At 73.5% G+C, this 15,647-nt stretch carries 14 protein-coding genes and 1 pseudogene; 3 read left to right on the top strand and 12 right to left on the bottom strand.

The features are described from left to right. Positions 1-11 precede the first annotated feature (11 nt). The 7 genes from ABZ621_RS00525 to ABZ621_RS00495 form a co-directional block, all read right to left on the bottom strand. A complete protein-coding gene (locus ABZ621_RS00525) occupies positions 12-1,115 on the bottom strand; it encodes an ionic transporter y4hA (protein ID WP_360599143.1) in 1,104 nt (367 codons plus the stop codon). 61 nt (positions 1,116-1,176) lie between these two features. Further along, complete coding sequence (locus ABZ621_RS00520) at positions 1,177-1,581, bottom strand: MarR family winged helix-turn-helix transcriptional regulator (RefSeq protein WP_360599879.1); 405 nt, start codon at positions 1,579-1,581, stop codon at positions 1,177-1,179. A 170-nt stretch (positions 1,582-1,751) separates the two neighbouring features. Next, a complete protein-coding gene (locus ABZ621_RS00515; protein ID WP_360599141.1) occupies positions 1,752-3,170 on the bottom strand; it encodes an FAD-dependent oxidoreductase in 1,419 nt (472 codons plus the stop codon). A gap of 141 nt (positions 3,171-3,311) precedes the next feature. Then, positions 3,312-3,851: a DUF5709 domain-containing protein gene (locus ABZ621_RS00510; protein WP_360599139.1), complete on the bottom strand. Its 540-nt coding sequence runs from the start codon at positions 3,849-3,851 to the stop codon at positions 3,312-3,314. An 82-nt stretch (positions 3,852-3,933) separates the two neighbouring features. After that, on the bottom strand, positions 3,934-4,173 hold the full coding sequence (locus tag ABZ621_RS00505) for a DUF6480 family protein (protein ID WP_360599137.1): 240 nt from the start codon (positions 4,171-4,173) through the stop codon (positions 3,934-3,936). Between the two features lie 167 nt (positions 4,174-4,340). Then, on the bottom strand, positions 4,341-5,897 hold the full coding sequence (locus tag ABZ621_RS00500) for an acyl-CoA synthetase (RefSeq protein WP_360599135.1): 1,557 nt from the start codon (positions 5,895-5,897) through the stop codon (positions 4,341-4,343). Then, complete coding sequence (locus ABZ621_RS00495) at positions 5,894-7,003, bottom strand: nitronate monooxygenase family protein (protein WP_360599133.1); 1,110 nt, start codon at positions 7,001-7,003, stop codon at positions 5,894-5,896. The genes ABZ621_RS00500 and ABZ621_RS00495 overlap by 4 nt, the downstream gene beginning before the upstream one ends. Positions 7,004-7,258: 255 nt before the next feature. On the opposite strand from ABZ621_RS00495, the gene ABZ621_RS00490 reads away from it, so the two are divergent. Further along, positions 7,259-8,980: a serine hydrolase domain-containing protein gene (locus tag ABZ621_RS00490; RefSeq protein WP_360599131.1), complete on the top strand. Its 1,722-nt coding sequence runs from the start codon at positions 7,259-7,261 to the stop codon at positions 8,978-8,980. Positions 8,981-9,001: 21 nt separating this feature from the next. On the opposite strand, the gene ABZ621_RS00485 is transcribed toward ABZ621_RS00490, so the two are convergent. After that, complete coding sequence (locus tag ABZ621_RS00485; RefSeq protein WP_360599130.1) at positions 9,002-9,679, bottom strand: VOC family protein; 678 nt, start codon at positions 9,677-9,679, stop codon at positions 9,002-9,004. A gap of 104 nt (positions 9,680-9,783) precedes the next feature. Here ABZ621_RS00485 and ABZ621_RS00480 point away from each other — a divergent pair, with 104 nt between their 5' ends. Beyond that, positions 9,784-11,010, top strand: coding sequence for an MFS transporter (locus tag ABZ621_RS00480; protein WP_360599877.1), 1,227 nt, complete (start codon positions 9,784-9,786; stop codon positions 11,008-11,010). A gap of 19 nt (positions 11,011-11,029) precedes the next feature. On the opposite strand, the gene ABZ621_RS00475 is transcribed toward ABZ621_RS00480, so the two are convergent. The 3 genes from ABZ621_RS00475 to ABZ621_RS00465 all read right to left on the bottom strand — a co-directional run bounded on the left by ABZ621_RS00475 (position 11,030) and on the right by ABZ621_RS00465 (position 13,558). Next, positions 11,030-11,560, bottom strand: a complete 531-nt coding sequence (locus ABZ621_RS00475) for a DUF6232 family protein (protein WP_360599128.1) — start codon at positions 11,558-11,560, stop codon at positions 11,030-11,032. 457 nt (positions 11,561-12,017) lie between these two features. Further along, positions 12,018-12,716: an alpha/beta hydrolase gene (locus ABZ621_RS00470; protein ID WP_360599126.1), complete on the bottom strand. Its 699-nt coding sequence runs from the start codon at positions 12,714-12,716 to the stop codon at positions 12,018-12,020. A gap of 128 nt (positions 12,717-12,844) precedes the next feature. Further along, the gene (locus ABZ621_RS00465; RefSeq protein ID WP_360599125.1) at positions 12,845-13,558 is read right to left on the bottom strand and encodes an FG-GAP-like repeat-containing protein; all 714 of its coding nucleotides are present in this window, start codon (positions 13,556-13,558) and stop codon (positions 12,845-12,847) included. A gap of 402 nt (positions 13,559-13,960) precedes the next feature. Between ABZ621_RS00465 and ABZ621_RS00460 the strand changes: the two are divergent. Further along, positions 13,961-14,584, top strand: a pseudogene (locus ABZ621_RS00460) (helix-turn-helix domain-containing protein); the annotation flags it as partial. A 60-nt stretch (positions 14,585-14,644) separates the two neighbouring features. Here the strand turns inward: ABZ621_RS00460 and ABZ621_RS00455 are convergent. Further along, positions 14,645-15,562, bottom strand: a complete 918-nt coding sequence (locus ABZ621_RS00455) for a LysR family transcriptional regulator (protein WP_360599123.1) — start codon at positions 15,560-15,562, stop codon at positions 14,645-14,647. Positions 15,563-15,647 lie beyond the last annotated feature (85 nt).

The following is a 15,647-nucleotide window of genomic DNA, read 5'->3' as shown; positions in this document are numbered from 1 at the left end:
GGTGAGGTCCGTCAGGGACTGAACGACAGGAACACGAAGGCGGCGAAGATCGCGAGATGGACGCCGCCCTGGAGGAGCGTGGCCCGTCCGGGCACCACGGTCAGGGCGCTCACCACACCGGTGAGGGCGAGCAGGACCATGTGGAGGGGGCCCAGGCCGAGCACCAGGGGCCCGGACAGCCAGATGGAGGCGAGCGCGATCGCCGGGATGGTCAGGCCGATGCTGGCGATCGCGGAGCCGTAGGCGAGGTTGAGGCTGGTCTGCACGCGGTTGCGGCGGGCGGCGCGCACGGCGGCGAGCGTCTCGGGCAGTAGGACCATCAGGGCGATGACGACACCGACGACGGCCTTCGGCAGGCCGGCGGACTGGACGCCGTCCTCGATGGTCGGGGAGATCACCTTGGCGTTGCCGACGACGGCGACCAGCGCGACGAGGAGCAGGCCGAGGCTGGCGAGGGTGACGGCCTTGGTCGGCGGGTCGGCGTGCTCCTCCTCCGAGGGCTCCTTGCCCTCGACGGGGACGGGGAGGAAGTAGTCGCGGTGCCGGACGGTCTGCACGGCGACGAAGACGCCGTACAGGGCGATCGAGGCGATGGCGGCGAAGGTGAGCTGGGCGCCGGAGAATTCGGGGCCGGGGTGGCTGGTGGTGAAGGTGGGGAGCACCAGGGTCATGGTGGCGAGGGTGCAGACGGTGGCGAGCGCGCCGCCGGAGCCCTCGGCGTTGAAGACCGCGACCCGGTTGCGGAGCGCGGCGACGAGGAGCGCGAGGCCGACGATGCCGTTGCAGGTGATCATGACGGCGGCGAAGACGGTGTCGCGGGCGTAGGTGGCGGTCTTCTCGCCGCCTCCGGCCATGAGGCTGACGATGAGTCCGACCTCGATGACGGTGACGGCGACGGCCAGGACGAGCGAGCCGAAGGGTTCGCCGACCCGGTGGGCGATCACCTCGGCGTGGTGGACGGCGGCGAGGACCGCGGCGGCGAGGCAGAGCGCGACGAGGACCACGGCGAGGCCCGGGAGGTCGTCGCGCCCCCAGGCGAAGACCAGCGCAAGCAGGGCCACCACCGGCCCCCACGTGGTCCACTCCCGGGTCAACGCCTTGGTGCTCGAGGTCATCATCTTCTTCCTGCCTTAGGGGGCCGCGGTTCCCGCCGTGGGAGGCCGCGGCCCGTTTCCGTCATTGTTCTGCGTCGGCCAGACCGTGCTCGTACGCGGCGAGGGTGTCGATGAACATCCGCCGTTCGGCCGGTCCCAGGGGTGCCAGGGCCGCCCGCCAGGCGCCGGCGCTGCGGCCGAGCCAGCCGTCGATGGCGCCGCGGCGCTCCTCCGCGATCGACACGATCTTCCGCCGGCGGTCGGCGGGGTCCTCGTGCCGCTCCAGGACCCCCTTCTTCGCGAGGTCCCCCACCATCAGGCTGACGGTGGTGGGCGCGACCCCCAGCCGCGCGGCCAGTTCGTTGACGCTCTGGGGGCCGTCGAAGAGGAGGTAGGCGAGCAGGGAGAGGTGACGGGGCGCCAGCGTCAGCGACGCCAGCTCCTCCGGCACCTTGATGCGCTTGACCCGCCCGACCATCCGGGGCATCAGCAGCAGCAGCGTCCGGACGGCGTCGTCGACGTCCGGACCCGGGGCCCCGCTCCCCTCGCGCTCGGTTGACACCCTTCACCCTCCGATTCGACTTTGCTTTCAAAGCAAAGAGATCTCTCGTGATCGATGCTACCGGAGGACACGGGCATGCTCGGGTGCCCCGAGCGTCAGCCGTCGTCCAGGGGGCGGGTCGCCGGGCCCTGGAGGACCGTGCCGTCGGCGGCGAACCGGGAGCCGTGGCAGGGGCATTCCCAGGTGTTCTCCGCATGGTTGAAGCCCAGGGCGCAGCCCATGTGGGTGCAGCGCCTGGCCCGGGGGCCGAAGCCGACCGCGTAATGGCGCGCCACGGAGGCCTGGTGCCGCGCGACACCGGGGTACTCGCGGAGCGGCAGGGGCCGGCGCGGGTCGACGAGCCCGGCCCAGGCGGGCAGGGGCCCGCCCGTCAGACGCGCGGCGAGGAGCCGGCCGGCGGCGACCCCATTGCTGAGGCCCCAGCCGCCGAACCCGGTGGCGACGTGAAGGTGCCCGGCTCCGGAGCCCGCGGGGCCGACGGGCCCCACACAGGGCAGCCCGTCGGCGGTGTGGACGTCCTGCGCGGCCCACCGGTGGATCGCCGGCGCGTCCGCGAAACCGGGCAGATGGCCGGAGGCCCAGGCCTCCAGCCGCCCGAACCGGTGCCGTACGCCGCCGGCGCCCGGCTCGAACGCCTCGCCCGCCACGATCAGCAGCCTCCTGCCGTCGCCGACCGGAGCCGTACGCACCGAACGCGTGCCGCCCTCCGGCGTCAGGTACATCCCGTACGGGGCGTGCCGCTCCTCGACGACGGCCGCGACGACGAGCTCCCGGCGTACCGAGAGCCGCAGCAGCAGCGGGGTGGGGCAGCTCGGCGGGAAGTGCGTGGCGAGGACGACGTCCCGCGCGCGGACGGTGAAACCGCCGCCGACCGTGACCCCCCGGTCGGCGCCTTCGCGGACCTCGGTGACCCGACCGGCCTCGTGGATCCGTCCGCCGTGGACGACCAGGTCGTCGGCGACCGCGAGGAGGAAGCGGCGCGGATGGAACTGGAGCTGGTCGTCGACCCGTACGGCCGCCGCCACCGGGTAGGGAAGCCCCGGGTCGGTCACCGTCGTGGCCGGCAGACCGGCCGCCCTGGCGGCCGCCGCCTCCGCGCGGATCAGCCCCGCGTTCCGCCGGTCCAGGGTGTACGTGTACGCCGGACGGTGCTCGATCTCGGCGTCGGCCCCCAGCTCCGCGCAGAGCCCCACCACTTCGCCGAGCGCGTCCTGCTGGGCCTCCGCGTAGTGGGCCGCCGCCTCCGCGCCGTGCTCACGCCGCAGGCGTTCGTAGCAGAGCCCGTGCAGGGCGGTGAGCTTGCCGGTGGTGTGGCCGGTGACTCCCGCCCCGATCCGGCCCGCCTCCAGGACGACCACCTCGCGCCCCGCGCGGGCCAGCTCGCGGGCGGCGCACAGGCCCGCGATGCCCGCGCCGACCACGACCACGTCGGCGCGGACGTCCCGGGCGAGGGGCGGGTGGGGAGCGCCGGGCGGTGCCGACTCCATCCAGTACGAACCGTCATATCCGTGCATGACGGCTCCCTTCCGCGGTACGGACCTTGGGGGGCGGGGTGGGGGTTGGGGGGCGGGGGTTGGGTTTGGGGTGGGGGTTGGGGAGCGGGGGTTGGGGTTGGGGGGGCGGGGGTTCGGGGTTGGGGGTGGCCGGCAGCGGGGTCAGGCGTCCGGCTCGTCCTCGGCGGCGCCGTTCACCGCCGTGTTCACGTGCATCGCCGCCTCCTCCGCCGGCGGCGCGTCGCCGTCGGGGCCGACGTCCCGCGCGACCGCCCGGTCGATGTGCCCGGGCCGGGCGGCGTACGGGGCCAGGCGGCCCGCCCGGGTGGCACCGGCCTCCGCGTCCACGGGCTCGCCTTCGCCCCCGGGAAGGTCCCCGATCCCGTCGCCCGCCGGCGGCCACCCCTCCGGCTCCTCCTGGCGCAGCCGGTCGTCGAGCGGTTCGCCCTCCCGCTGCTCGCGCTGCGTGGTGCCGTGCCGGGTGACGCCTGCGGGGCGGTCGGGCGGCGAGTATCCGGGGGCGCCCATGTCGTCGCCGGGGTCGGTGGCGAGCGCGTTGTCGGGGTCGAGGGGGCCCGAGGGGCGGTTGCCGCTGTCGGAGTGGGCGGGCTGGTAGACGTCGTCGCCGCGGCCCTCGTCCGGATCGGGGGCGGGGGTGGGGGCGGGTTGGTCGGGGGCGGTGGGCTGGTCGGCGCGGGGCATGGCGGGCTCCCTTCGTCAGCCGGTTTCCTCAGCCGGTTTCCTCAGCCGGTTCCTCGGACGCTTCCTGAGCCGGTCGCGAGCCTCAGCCTGTCGCGAGGACGATCGCGTACACGAGGAAGAACAGGGCGCACAGGACGACGACCACCCACAGGGCGATGAGGGGGCCCTTGGTCCAGCCGCGACTGAGGGGCCGGTACGGCCCGGTCGCGGTGCCGGTGCCGGATTCCGCCGGGGGCGTCTCGCCCGGGGCGACGCCGACGCCGGGGGGTTTCTCCGGGCTGTCCCAGGGGACGGGGTCGGGGTTACTGGGGGTGGTGGTCATGGCGTCCAGCTCCCTGTGACGCGGGGGTGACTCGGCGGTACGGCCCACGGTCGGCCTCATGACCGGCTACTTGCCACCCCCGGCCGCCTGAAACGGACCTCGGCCGACGCACTGGATCCCGGCCGCCGGGGCCGGTCCCGCTCGGTATCGGCCCGGCCACGGCCCGCTCACAGCGGGCGCTCGTGGCCCTCCCAGTAGGGGTCGCGGAGCCGGCGCTTGTAGAGCTTGCCGTTGGGGTCGCGGGGCATCACGGCGACGAAGTCGAGGGACTTCGGCCGCTTGAAGCCCGCCAGGTGGTCGGCGCAGTGGGCGAGGATCTCCTCGGCGAGGGCCGGCCCCTCCTCGTACCCGTCGGCGGTCTCGACGACCGCCTTCACCTCCTCGCCCCAGTCGGCGTGCGGGACGCCGAAGGCGGCGGCGTCGGCGACGGCCGGGTGGGCCAGGAGCGCGGCCTCGATCTCGGCCGGGTAGATGTTGACGCCGCCCGAGATGATCATGTCGATCTTGCGGTCGCGGAGGTAGAGGTAGCCGTCCTCGTCGAGGTGGCCGAGGTCGCCGACGGTGAAGAAGTCGCCGACGCGGCTCTTCGCGGTCTTGGCCGCGTCCTTGTGGTACTGGAAGCCGCCGGTGTTCATCTTCAGGTAGACGGTGCCGAGTTCGCCGGGCGGGAGGGCGTTGCCTTCGTCGTCGAGGATCGCGAGTTCGCTGATCGGCCAGGCGCGGCCGACCGTGCCCGGCCGCTTCAGCCACTCCTCGGCGGTGGCGAAGGCGCCGCCGCCCTCGCTGGCCGCGTAGTACTCCTCCACGCACCCGCCCCACCAGGCGATCATCGCCCGCTTGACGTGTTCCGGGCAGGGCGCGGCGCCGTGGATGGCGTGCCGCATCGAGCTCACGTCGTAGCGCGCGCGGGTCTCCTCGGGGAGGGCGAGGAGCCGGTGGAACTGGGTGGGGACCATGTGCGTGTGGGTGCACGCGTACGTGTCGATCAGCCGCAGCATCTCCTCGGGGGCCCACTTGTCCATGAGGACCAGCGGGTGCCCGATGTGCAGCGCCGCGGCGGCGAACTGGAGGACCGCCGTGTGGTACAGCGGCGAGCACACCAGGTGTACGTTCGCGTCGAAGGGACGGATGCCGAAGATGCCGAGGAACCCGCCGAGATGGGACTCCTCCGGGAGCCGTCCCGACAGCGGGCGGCGGATGCCCCGGGGGCGTCCGGTGGTGCCCGAGGTGTAGTTCATGACCCAGCCGAGCGTCCGGTCGGCGGGCTCCGACTCCGGCTGCCCGTCGAGCAGTTCGGCGTACGGACGGAAGCCGGGGACCGTCCCGACGGCGTACCGGTGACTGGGGGCGAGCCCGGCCTCGTCGGCGGCGGTGACGACGGCCTCGGCGAAACGCTCGTGGGCGACGAGGACCTTCGCTCCGGAGTCGGCCACGATCCAGGCGATCTCCGCGGCCACGAAGTGGTGGTTGACCGGGACCAGGTAGAACCCGGCCTGGGTGGCGGCGAGATGGGCGGTGAAGAACTCGACACCGTTGGGCAGGACGACGGCGAACGCGTCACCGCGTTCGAGCCCGGCCGCGCGCAGTCCGTGCACCATGCGGTGCGCGGCGGCGAGCAGCCGGCCGGCCGGCCACTCCTCGCCGTCCGGCGCCACCAGCACCGTACGCTCCGGGTCGGCGGCGGCCTGGGCCCAGAACCCGTTGGGGGCGGCGGTCTCCCTCACGACGCGCTCCTTCCGGCGATCCGGTTGATCCGGTCGACGGCCTTCTCGAAGCCGCGGGTCAGCTCGTCGACGACCTGCTGGACGCTGCGCTCGGAGTTCATCCGGCCGACGATCTGCCCGACGGGGGTACCGAGGAGCGGATCGACCTCGTATTTCTGGATCCTGGATACAGCCTCCGCGACCAGCAGCCCCTGGAGCGGCATCGGCAACGGGCCCGGCCCCGCCGGATCCTCCCAGGCGTCGGTCCACTCGGTGCGGAGCTGCCGGGCCGGCTTGCCGGTCAGCGCCCGGGAACGGACGGTGTCACCGGACCCCGCGGCGAGCAGCTTCGCCGTGAGCGCGCGCGAGTGCAGCTCGGCCTCGGTGGTGGTGAGCCAGATCGAACCGAGCCACACGCCCTGCGCACCGAGCGCGAGCCCCGCGGCGATCTGCTCACCGCTGCCGATGCCGCCGGCGGCGAGCACGGGCAGCGGCGAGACGGCGTCCACGACCTCCGGGGTGAGCACCATGGAGGCGATCTCACCGGTGTGGCCGCCGGCCTCGTACCCCTGGGCCACGACGATGTCGATGCCCGCCTCGGCATGCCGGAGGGCGTGCCGGGCGCTGCCCGCGAGCGCGGCGACGAGCACCCCGTCCTCGTGCGCGCGGGCGACGACGTCGGGGGGCGGGGAGCCGAGGGCGTTGGCGAGCAGCTTGATGGGATAGTCGAAGGCGACGTCGAGCTGACCGCGGGCGACCTCCTCCATCCAGCCGGTGATCCGCCAGCCCGAGGCCTCGCCCTCGGCGAGCTCGGGCACACCGTGCTTGGCGAGCACCGAACGCACGTACTCACGGTGCCCGGCCGGGATCATCGCCTCGACGTCCGCCTCGCTGACGCCCTCGACCTTCTTCGCCGGCATCACGACGTCGAGCCCGTACGGCCGTCCGTCGGTGTGCTCCTGCATCCAGTCGAGGTCACGGGCGAGGTCGTCGGGCGAGGTGTAGCGGACCGCGCCCAGCACGCCGAAACAACCGGCCCGGCTGAGGGCGGCGGCGACCGCGGGGAAGGGCGTGAAGCCGAAGATGGCGTGCTCGATCCCCAGTGTGCGACTCAGCTCCGTCTCCATGGGCGGCAGGATGCCGCAGCGGGGCGATGGAGGGAAGAGGTTTTCTGATGGAGCGTCAGATTGTTTGGGTCGGGGGTGGCTGCGCGGGCGGAGGGGGCGAGCCGGGGAGGGTGGGCGTACGACTGGATCCAAAGTCCGGGATCCGGGATTTTGGATCCGGGAGGCAGGATCCGGGAAGCAGGATTTCGGATCCAGGATCCGGGATTTTGGATCCAGGACTTTGGATCCCGGATCTCGGGAGGCGGGCGGATGGGCGTGGCAAGGAGTGAGCCGACCGGTGGGGCCCCCGATCTGCGGTGGGGTACGGCGGAGGAGGCGGGGCTGCTGGGGCAGGAGCTGGAGGGGATGGTCGAGGACGTGCGCGGGTTCCTCGGACCTTCGCCCGTGCATCCGTGGTGCGCGGGGGCCGTGTTGCTCGCGGGGCGGGGACGGACGGTGGCGCTGCACCGGGCGGTCGGGTGGGCGGCGCGCTGGGAGGCGTACGACGAGGGGAACGACACGGGGGTCGGGCTCGCGCCGGAGTCGCGGGTCCCGATGACGCCGGACACGGTCTTCGACGTGGCTTCGCTGACGAAGCTCTTCACCGCGATCCTGGCGGTGCGCCAGGTGGAGCGGGGCGCGCTGGAGCTCGGGGAGCGGGTGGCCGCGTACCTGCCGGAGTTCGGCGGGGCGGGGAAGGCGGGGATCACGGTCCGGCAGCTGCTCGTTCACACCTCGGGGCTGCGGGCGGAGCTGCCGCTGTACGAGGCGCCGGACCGCGAGGGGCGGCTGCGGATGCTGTGGGAGGAGGCGCCGCTCGCGCCGCCGGGGACCGCGTACCGCTACTCGGACCTGAACATGATCGCGCTGCACCTGCTCTTGGAACGGATCACCGGTCGCGGTCTGGAGACGCTGCTCCACGACGAGATCACCGCTCCGCTCGGGATGCACCGCACGCGTTTCGTGCCCCCGCTCTCGTGGCGGGCGGAGACCGCCGCCACCGAGGACGCCCGTCGGCCGTGGGCCCGGCTCGACCGGGGCATGGTGCGGGGCGAGGTCCACGACGAGAACGCGTACGCGATGGGCGGCGTCGCCGGGCACGCCGGCGTCTTCTCCCGCGCCCGCGACCTCGCCGTCCTGGCCCGCACCCTCCTCGACGGCGGGGTGTACGGCTCCACCCGCGTCCTCTCCCCCGCCTCCGTGGACCTCCTCCTCACCGACGTCAACGACGCCTTCCCCGGCCACGCCCACGGCCTCGGCTTCGAGCTCGACCAGCGCTGGTACATGGGCGCGCTCTCCGGTCCCCGCACCGCCGGGCACACCGGCTTCACCGGCACCAGCCTCGTGCTCGCCCCGGACTCCGACGCGTTCCTGATCCTGCTCGCCAACTCGGTGCACCCGGTCCGCACCTGGCGCACCGGCTCGGCGCCCCGGCTGGCCGCCGCCGACCGCCTGGCCCGCGCGATCCCGGTACGTCCCCCGGCCGGCGCGCCCGGCCCCACGGCCTGGTTCTCCGGCATGGCGGCCGCCGACGGCGCGACCCTCACCCTCCCGGCGACAGGCCCCGGCGCCGACCGCCTCACCTGCCTCCTCTGGTGGGACACCGTGCCGGCCACCGACCCCCTTGTCCTGGAGGCGGTGCCCGACGGCGGCGCGGACTGGCAGCCCGTCCCCTTCCGCACCGCCCCGCTCGAACGGCCCGAGGACGCACGCGACCACCCGGACGGCACGGCGTCCGGCTGGTCCGGCCGCCGCTGGCACCGCCTCACCGCCGCCCTCCCGCCGGCCCCCGTGCCCGCGCCCTCCACCGGGCCCCGCTCCCGGCCCTTCCTCCGGCTCCGTTTCCGATACTCCACCGTCGGGCGCGCCGTCGGACGCGGGGTGTACGTGACCGGGGTCCGGGTCCTGGACGGCACGGGTCGCCCCCTGTACGACGAATCCCGCCCGTCGGACGCCTCCCGCGTCGCCGCCGCCGGCTGGCACCGCTCGGCGGACTGAGCACAGCGGCCGGCGCCTCGGCTACGCCGCCGGCGGACCCGCGACGCCGACGCAGACCTCGTTGCCCTCGGGGTCGGCGAGGACCACGTTCGAGGGCGCGTCGGCGTCGTTCACGATCCGGCCTCCGGCGGCGAGCGCCGCCGCGATCCGGGCGTCGGCCTCGTCGTACGGCACCCAGACGTCGACGTGGATCCGGTTCCGCCCGCTCCTCGGGGCGTCCATCCGCTGGAAGTAGAAGGGCGCGCCCCGGCGCAGCGGGTCGATCAGGTCCTCGTCGCTGCCCGCGCGGTTCTCGTAGCCGAGCACCGCCCGCCAGAACGGCAGCACCTCCGGCAGCACGAGCGCGTCCAGCGTCACCTGGACCGTCCGTATGCCCGACGGATCGGCCGTCAGGCCGTGGGCGCGGGCCAGCGCCGAGACCCGGCGGGCGGCCTCCAGGTGCCGCTCGGTGAGGCCGTAGTAGTCGTCGGTGACCGTGATCAGCCGGACGAGGACGCCGCCGGGCCGCAGGTCCACGTCGGGCCCCGCCCCCTCCGGCAGCGCCCCGGCGAGCGCGTTCACGAACGCGGCACCGGCGGCGAACGACTCCGTCCGGAAGTACGCGCAGGCGCCCTCCCCGACGACCCGCCAGTCCTGCAGGCCGGGGGTCCCGTGGAACCGCAGCGGCCTGATGGGCTCCGTCTTCTCTGTCTCCGGCATGAGGAGAACCTAGAGGATCCCGGGGGTAGAGTCGGCGGCTCGGTCGGAGCGACCGGAGCGTTCCGGAGCGTCCGGAACGTGCGGAGAGGGCGGTGGGACCGGTCATGGCGGCGCGGCGGTCACTGGGGCGGCGGTTCGGGCGCCTGTGGGCCGCGTACGCGGTGAGCACGTACGGCACATGGCTCGGCTTCGGCGCCTTTCCGCTGCTCGCGGTGGTCGTGCTCGACTCGGGCCCGGCCCAGGTGGCCGCGCTGGCGGCGATGGGGCGGGCGGTCGGGGCGGTGCTCGCGGTGCCGCTCGGGCCGTGGGTGGAGTTCCGGCGGAAGCGGCCCGTCATGGTGGCGATGGACCTGGTCCGGTTCGCGGCCCTGGCCAGCGTCCCCGTGGCGTACCTCCTCGGGTGGCTGGGATTCGTCCAGCTGCTGGTGGTCTCGGTGGTCGTCGCGACGGCGGACATCGGGTTCCGGGCCGCGAGCGGCGCCTTCCTGAAGGGGCTCCTGCCGCCGGAGGACCTCCTCGTCGCCAACAGCCGCTTCGAGGCGACGAACTGGACGGCGTCCATGGCCGGTCCCCCGCTCGGCGGGGCCGCGATCGGGCTCCTCGGGCCCGTGACGACGATCCTCGCCGACGCCTGCAGCCACCTCCTCTCCGCCCTGGGCATCCGCTCCATCGGCGGCTCGGAACCGGAGCCCGCGCGGCGCCCTGAGGGGCGGCCGCGCGCGGGAGAGCTGCTGGAGGGATGGCGCTACATCCTGCGCCACCCCGTGCTGCGCCCGCTCTTCCTCAACGCGATCGCGGTCAACGGCCTGATCATGGCCTCGGAGCCGCTCCTCGCCGTCCTGCTCCTGCGCGACCTCGGCCTCTCCCCCTGGCAGTACGGTCTCGTCTTCGCCGCCCCGTGCGTCGGCGGGCTCGTCGCCTCGCGCCTCGCGCCCCGGCTGGTGGCCCGGTACGGCGACGCCCGCGTGCTCCGTACCGCCGGGGTGCTGCGCTGCTGCTGGTCGCTGGGGCTCGCGTTCGTACCGTCCGGCGCCGCCGGCATGGTGGTGGTGATGGGCGTGCAGCTCGGGCTCGTGGCGTCCTGCGGCGTCTTCAACCCCCTGCTCGCCACGCACCGCCTCCGCCACACGGACCCCACGCGCCTCGCCCGCACCCTCGCCGCATGGTCGGTCAGCGCGAGCCTCTCCATCGCGGCCATCACGGCCCTCTGGGGCCTGCTCGCCGCCGTCACCGACCCGCGTACCGCCCTCGCCGCCGCGGGCGTCCTTCTGCTCGCCACCCCTCTCCTGCTCCGGGGCGCCACCGGCGACCGGGTGACGGCGGCCGTCTAGACCGGCGCGGGCCGCTCGGTCACCACCTGTTCCTCCCGTTGCTCCCGCCACGCTGGTGGACGACGTTCCCGTTGGGGTTGCGCAACCGCCCGACGTACGCCGCGAAGTCGGCGTCCGGATGGTCGATCGCATGGACGATCTGCCCGGCGATCACCCGCAGCTCGTCCATGTTCGGCAGGGTCACGACCTTCAGGGAGCCGGCGGCCGTCTCCACGACCAGCACCGGCCGCGGCGGTCTGAACAGATCACCGAGGCCGAGGACGACGAGACCGATCACGGCGGCAAGCAGGAACGGGCCGCCCTCCGCCCCTCTCCACGCCCTTCCGCCGTCCACGACGCCGAGCAGGAGATAGGCGAGGACGGCGAACGCCAGCCACTTCAGGAACCCGACGAACGGCGTGTCCCGGTTGGGCTTGGTCCACAATGCCTCGACCCGCGTGATGTTCCGCAGCGGGAACGCCGCCGACCCCACCCAGAGCATCCGACGCCGCACCGCGATCTCCAGCCGCTCCTTCGGACGCGGCGGCGCGGGGAAGCTCGGCGGCACCACGACAGCCGGAGGCACCAACAAGGGCCACGCCGACCCGGGCGGGGGCGTGGGAGGGGGCGTGGGAGGGGGTGTGGGAGGAGATCCGACCGGGGGTGTGCCCAGCGGCGTGGGTAACGGCATGGGCAGCGGTACGGGTGGCTGCCCGGCCGGCGGTACGGGCGGTTGGGCCGGCGGGCCCGCGGGCGGCGGTCCAGGACTCCCGGTGGTGGCCATGTGCTCCCCCGTGCACTCGTCGCTCACCCCGCGCCTCGCGGGAGCCCCATTAAGCGCCTGCGCCACCGCACACGGCAGACGAGAACTGGCCAATCCCCGGCGGCCGAGTACCGCGAGCGCCCCGCGACGCGACGAGCTCGCGGTCCGCTACGACGCGGCCGTCCTCGTCGCCGCCGTCAACGAGTGGCTGTGACGATCGCACGTGGTGCGCGCCGGCAAGGGGGCCGCACGCATGGAACCGCGGTCACTCCCCAGCGGTGTCGAGAAGGATCTGCGCCAGTTCGCGCGGCTGGGAGAACATCGGCCAGTGGCCGGTGTCCATCTCGATCAGCCGCCAGTGCTCGCCGGCCAGCAGCTCGGCCACATCGTCGCTCGGATCGGGGTCACCGAGCGTGCACTTGAGGTACGTCACCGGAAGGTCATCGAGCGGCCGTTCCAGCACGGCGGGTTCGGTCAGCGTGGCACCCGGGTGCGGCGTCGCACCGTCCACGATCCGTGCGATCTGCTCATCGGAGAGGCCGTGGCCCTCGAAGTGGGCCGCGGGCGCGACCGGCCAGAATCCACCGTTCTCGGCGATCGACGCCCTCACCGTCGCCCCGCCGTCCGGCCAGGCGGAGACGAAAGATTCGCCATGGGCCGGAACACTGGAGTCGACGAACACCACGCCTGTCAGCCGGTCGCCCACCCGCCCGGCGGCCTGACCGACCGGGATGCCCGAGTAACTGTGACCCACCAGGACGACGTCGCGCAGGTCCTGGCGCTCCACCTCGTCGACGATGTCCCGGACGTGGGTCTGCTGCCCGGCCGGCACACCTCGCTTCTCGGCGAGACCGGACAGCGTCAGCGGGTGAACGCCGTGGCCGGCCGCTCGCAGATGCGGCACCACCTCGTCCCACGCCCACGATCCGAGCCGAGCACCTGCGACCAGCACGTAGTTCACCATGGCCGCACCCTAGCGAAGCGACCCGGCAACCGCTCCGGGAATGTTTTCGCTACACGCCCGAGTACCTCAACGGTCTTTGCCGGGTGCGTGGGGGGGCACCCGCCCGGAGACGGAGGCCCTGTCGAGGGTCAGAAGGCGCCGTTCAGGTCCCGCCAGTGGCCGCCGCCGAGCCAGTCGCCGGCTCCGAGGCCGCCGCGGCCCGTACCCGCGTACCGGTACAGCATGCCGTCGCCGGTCTTCGTCGCGATGAGGTCCGGTCGGCCGTCGCCCGACCAGTCGCCGTTGGCGATGATCGTCGGCATGCCGTTCCAGCCGCCGGTGCCGAGCAGCTTGCGTGCGCCCAGGGTGCCCGTGGAGGTGCCCGGGTACAGCCACAGCCTGCCGGTGGACGCCTCGCGGACGATCGCGTCCTCGCGGCCGTCCCGGCTGAAGTCGCCGTGCCGGGCCATGGCGTTGAAGGCGTTCCAGCCGCCCGTGCCGACCAGTCGGCCACTGCCGTCACCGGGCAGGAACCACAGGCGCCCGACCCGGTCGCGGACGAGGACGTCCGCCCTCCGGTCGCTGTTCATGTCGCCGAAGCCGGCGGCCTTGGGCGAGGTCTCCGTGAGCCAGTAGGGGTACGCGGGTCCCTCGCACTCCCGGATCGTGCGGACGATCTTCACCGAACTGACGGACCTGCTGGCGATGCTGGTGGCATGGCCGTCGTTCTCGTACCGCCCGGCACCGTCCTCGTAGTTGGGCTCGTCGAAGGTGCAGGCGAAACCCGGCGTGCGGTTGATGATCAGGCGGAACTTGGTGTCCCACGTGCCCAGAGTCGCCTTGCTCGACTGCGTCTTGAACATCGAGCCCGTGCTGTCGGCGTTCGCCCACGCACAGAAGTTACCCCGTGGGGCAGTCGCTCACCGCGGCCTGTGCGGGCCCGGCGCCCGCGCCGAGCAGGCCGAGCGAAGTGAGTCCCAGCGCGGCGGCCGTGACGGCCAGACGCCGGACCAGGGGTGTACGTATGAATTCCCTCCCGGATGTGACGCGTGCATGATTCAACGCGCCACAGCCAGGACCGTATCCGCAGGCCTCAGCCCGCTGCCACGTGGTTCCATCGCCCCCCAACCCGTCCACCCCGGCCTCGACGACCACTCCCGCTCCCGCGGGTCAACACACCTAGTGCTGTGACCGGGAAGGTTTGCCGGGTTGCTCGTTGTGCTGGTTGGAAGTGACGACGCTTCCAACCAGCTTGGGGAGACGGGATGGCACCACTGGTCAGGGTCCGCAGGCTGACTGAGCAGGAGGGACAGAAACTTCAGCAGATCGTGCGGCGGGGCAGTACCAGCTCTGTGCGGTTCCGGCGGGCGATGATGGTGCCGGCCTCGGCCGGCGGCAGCACGGTCCCGGTGATCGCCCGCCTTGTCCAGGCGGACGAGGACACCGTCCGCGACCTGATCCACAAGTTCAACGAGATTGGGCTCGCATGCCTCAACCCTCACTGGGCGGGAGGCCGTCCCCGCCTGCTCAGTCGTGACGACGAGGACTTCGTCATCCAGACGGCCACCACCCGCCCGACCAAGCTGGGCAAGCCCTTCACCCGATGGTCGATCCGCAAACTCGCCGACCACCTGCGACGCAACATCGCCCGGCCCGTCTGGATCGGCCGCGAGGCCCTGCGGTGCTTACTGGTCCGGCGCGGGATCTCCTTCCGGCGAACGAAGACCTGGAAGGAGTCGCCGGACCCGAATTTCGACGCCAAGCTGGACCGGATCGAGTACGCGCTCAACGAGCGGCCGGACCGCACGTTCGCCTTCGACGAGTTCGGCCCGCTCGGCATCCGCCCGACCGCCGGCTCCTGCTGGGCTGAACAGGGCCGCCCCGACCGGCTGCAGCACGAGCTGTCGCCACTGGCCAAGGCAACCCGGTGAACCTGTGCGGTCACAGCACTAGGGCGCGCCGAGGCCGACGGCCGCGGCCGTGTGGAGGGCGGTGAGCACGGGGGCGATGAGGGGGTGATCCTCGGAGCCCCGGCGTACGGCGGCGAAGACGCGGCGGGTGGGGGCGACGCCGTCGACGGGGCGGACCGCGACGTCCCCGAGGTCCATGCCGCGCAGGGCCGAGCGGGGCACGAGGGCCGCACCGGCGCCCGCGGCGGCGAGGGCGACGACGGCCCGGAAGTCGTCCGAGACGTGTTCGAAGCGGGGCGCGAAACCCGCGTACTCGCAGGCCAGGACGGTGACGTCGTGGCAGGGGTTGCCCGTGGACTGGCCGATCCAGGCGTCCTTCGCGAGATCGGCGAGCGCGACGCGTTCGGTGCCGCCGAGGGCGTGGCCGGGCGGGAGCACCACGTCGAAGGGCTCCGCGTAGAGCGGGACCCGGGTGAGCCGGTCGTCGTCCTCGCCGGGCGCTCCCCGGTACTCGACGGCCACCGCCACGTCCACCTGCCGGTCCAGCACCATCAGCAGGCTCGCGTCGCCCTCGGCGTCCCGCACCCTGACCCGGATGCCGGGTGCCGTGGTGGCGAGGTCCACGATGGCGGGGGCGACGACGAGGCCGATGCCGGTGGCGAACGCCGCGACCGTGACGGTCCCCGCCTCCCCCGAGCCGTACGCGGCGAGCTCCGCCTCCGCTCGCTCCAACTGCGCCAGCACCGCGTTGGCGTGGCTCAGGAGGATCTCGCCGGCCGGCGTGAGCCTCGCCCCCCGGGCACTGCGGTCGACGAGCCGGTGGCCGGTCTCCTGCTCCAGGGCGGCGAGCTGCTGGGAGACCGCGGAGGGGGTGAGGTAGAGCGCGGCGGCCGCCGCGGTGACCGTGCGGTGGTCGGCCACCGCACGGAGGATGTGCAACCGCCGTGCTTCGATCATGCGCCTAGTCTCCCAGGCCGGGGGCGGGGCTTGCGCCTGTGGCCTGGGATTTTGGATCCAACCTTACGGATCCAAAATGTCGGAT

The sequence above is a fragment of the Streptomyces sp. NPDC007863 genome (genome assembly GCF_040633895.1).
In the GTDB taxonomy this organism is placed as follows: Bacteria; Actinomycetota; Actinomycetes; order Streptomycetales; family Streptomycetaceae; genus Streptomyces.
The sequence above is the reverse complement of the archived record's forward strand: the minus strand, read 5'-3'. Positions and strand labels throughout refer to the sequence as shown.

What these genes read in the sequence shown, in the direction of transcription:
- ABZ621_RS00525 (WP_360599143.1), bottom strand. Translation starts at nt 1,115, where the DNA reads ATGACCTCGAGCACCAAGGCGTTGACCCGGGAGTGGACCACGTGGGGG.
- ABZ621_RS00520 (WP_360599879.1), bottom strand. Translation starts at nt 1,581, where the DNA reads ATGCCCCGGATGGTCGGGCGGGTCAAGCGCATCAAGGTGCCGGAGGAG.
- ABZ621_RS00515 (WP_360599141.1), bottom strand. Translation starts at nt 3,170, where the DNA reads ATGCACGGATATGACGGTTCGTACTGGATGGAGTCGGCACCGCCCGGC.
- ABZ621_RS00510 (WP_360599139.1), bottom strand. Translation starts at nt 3,851, where the DNA reads ATGCCCCGCGCCGACCAGCCCACCGCCCCCGACCAACCCGCCCCCACC.
- ABZ621_RS00505 (WP_360599137.1), bottom strand. Translation starts at nt 4,173, where the DNA reads ATGACCACCACCCCCAGTAACCCCGACCCCGTCCCCTGGGACAGCCCG.
- ABZ621_RS00495 (WP_360599133.1), bottom strand. Translation starts at nt 7,003, where the DNA reads ATGGAGACGGAGCTGAGTCGCACACTGGGGATCGAGCACGCCATCTTC.
- ABZ621_RS00485 (WP_360599130.1), bottom strand. Translation starts at nt 9,679, where the DNA reads ATGCCGGAGACAGAGAAGACGGAGCCCATCAGGCCGCTGCGGTTCCAC.
- ABZ621_RS00480 (WP_360599877.1), top strand. Translation starts at nt 9,784, where the DNA reads ATGGCGGCGCGGCGGTCACTGGGGCGGCGGTTCGGGCGCCTGTGGGCC.
- ABZ621_RS00470 (WP_360599126.1), bottom strand. Translation starts at nt 12,716, where the DNA reads ATGGTGAACTACGTGCTGGTCGCAGGTGCTCGGCTCGGATCGTGGGCG.
- ABZ621_RS00465 (WP_360599125.1), bottom strand. Translation starts at nt 13,558, where the DNA reads ATGTTCAAGACGCAGTCGAGCAAGGCGACTCTGGGCACGTGGGACACC.
- ABZ621_RS00455 (WP_360599123.1), bottom strand. Translation starts at nt 15,562, where the DNA reads ATGATCGAAGCACGGCGGTTGCACATCCTCCGTGCGGTGGCCGACCAC.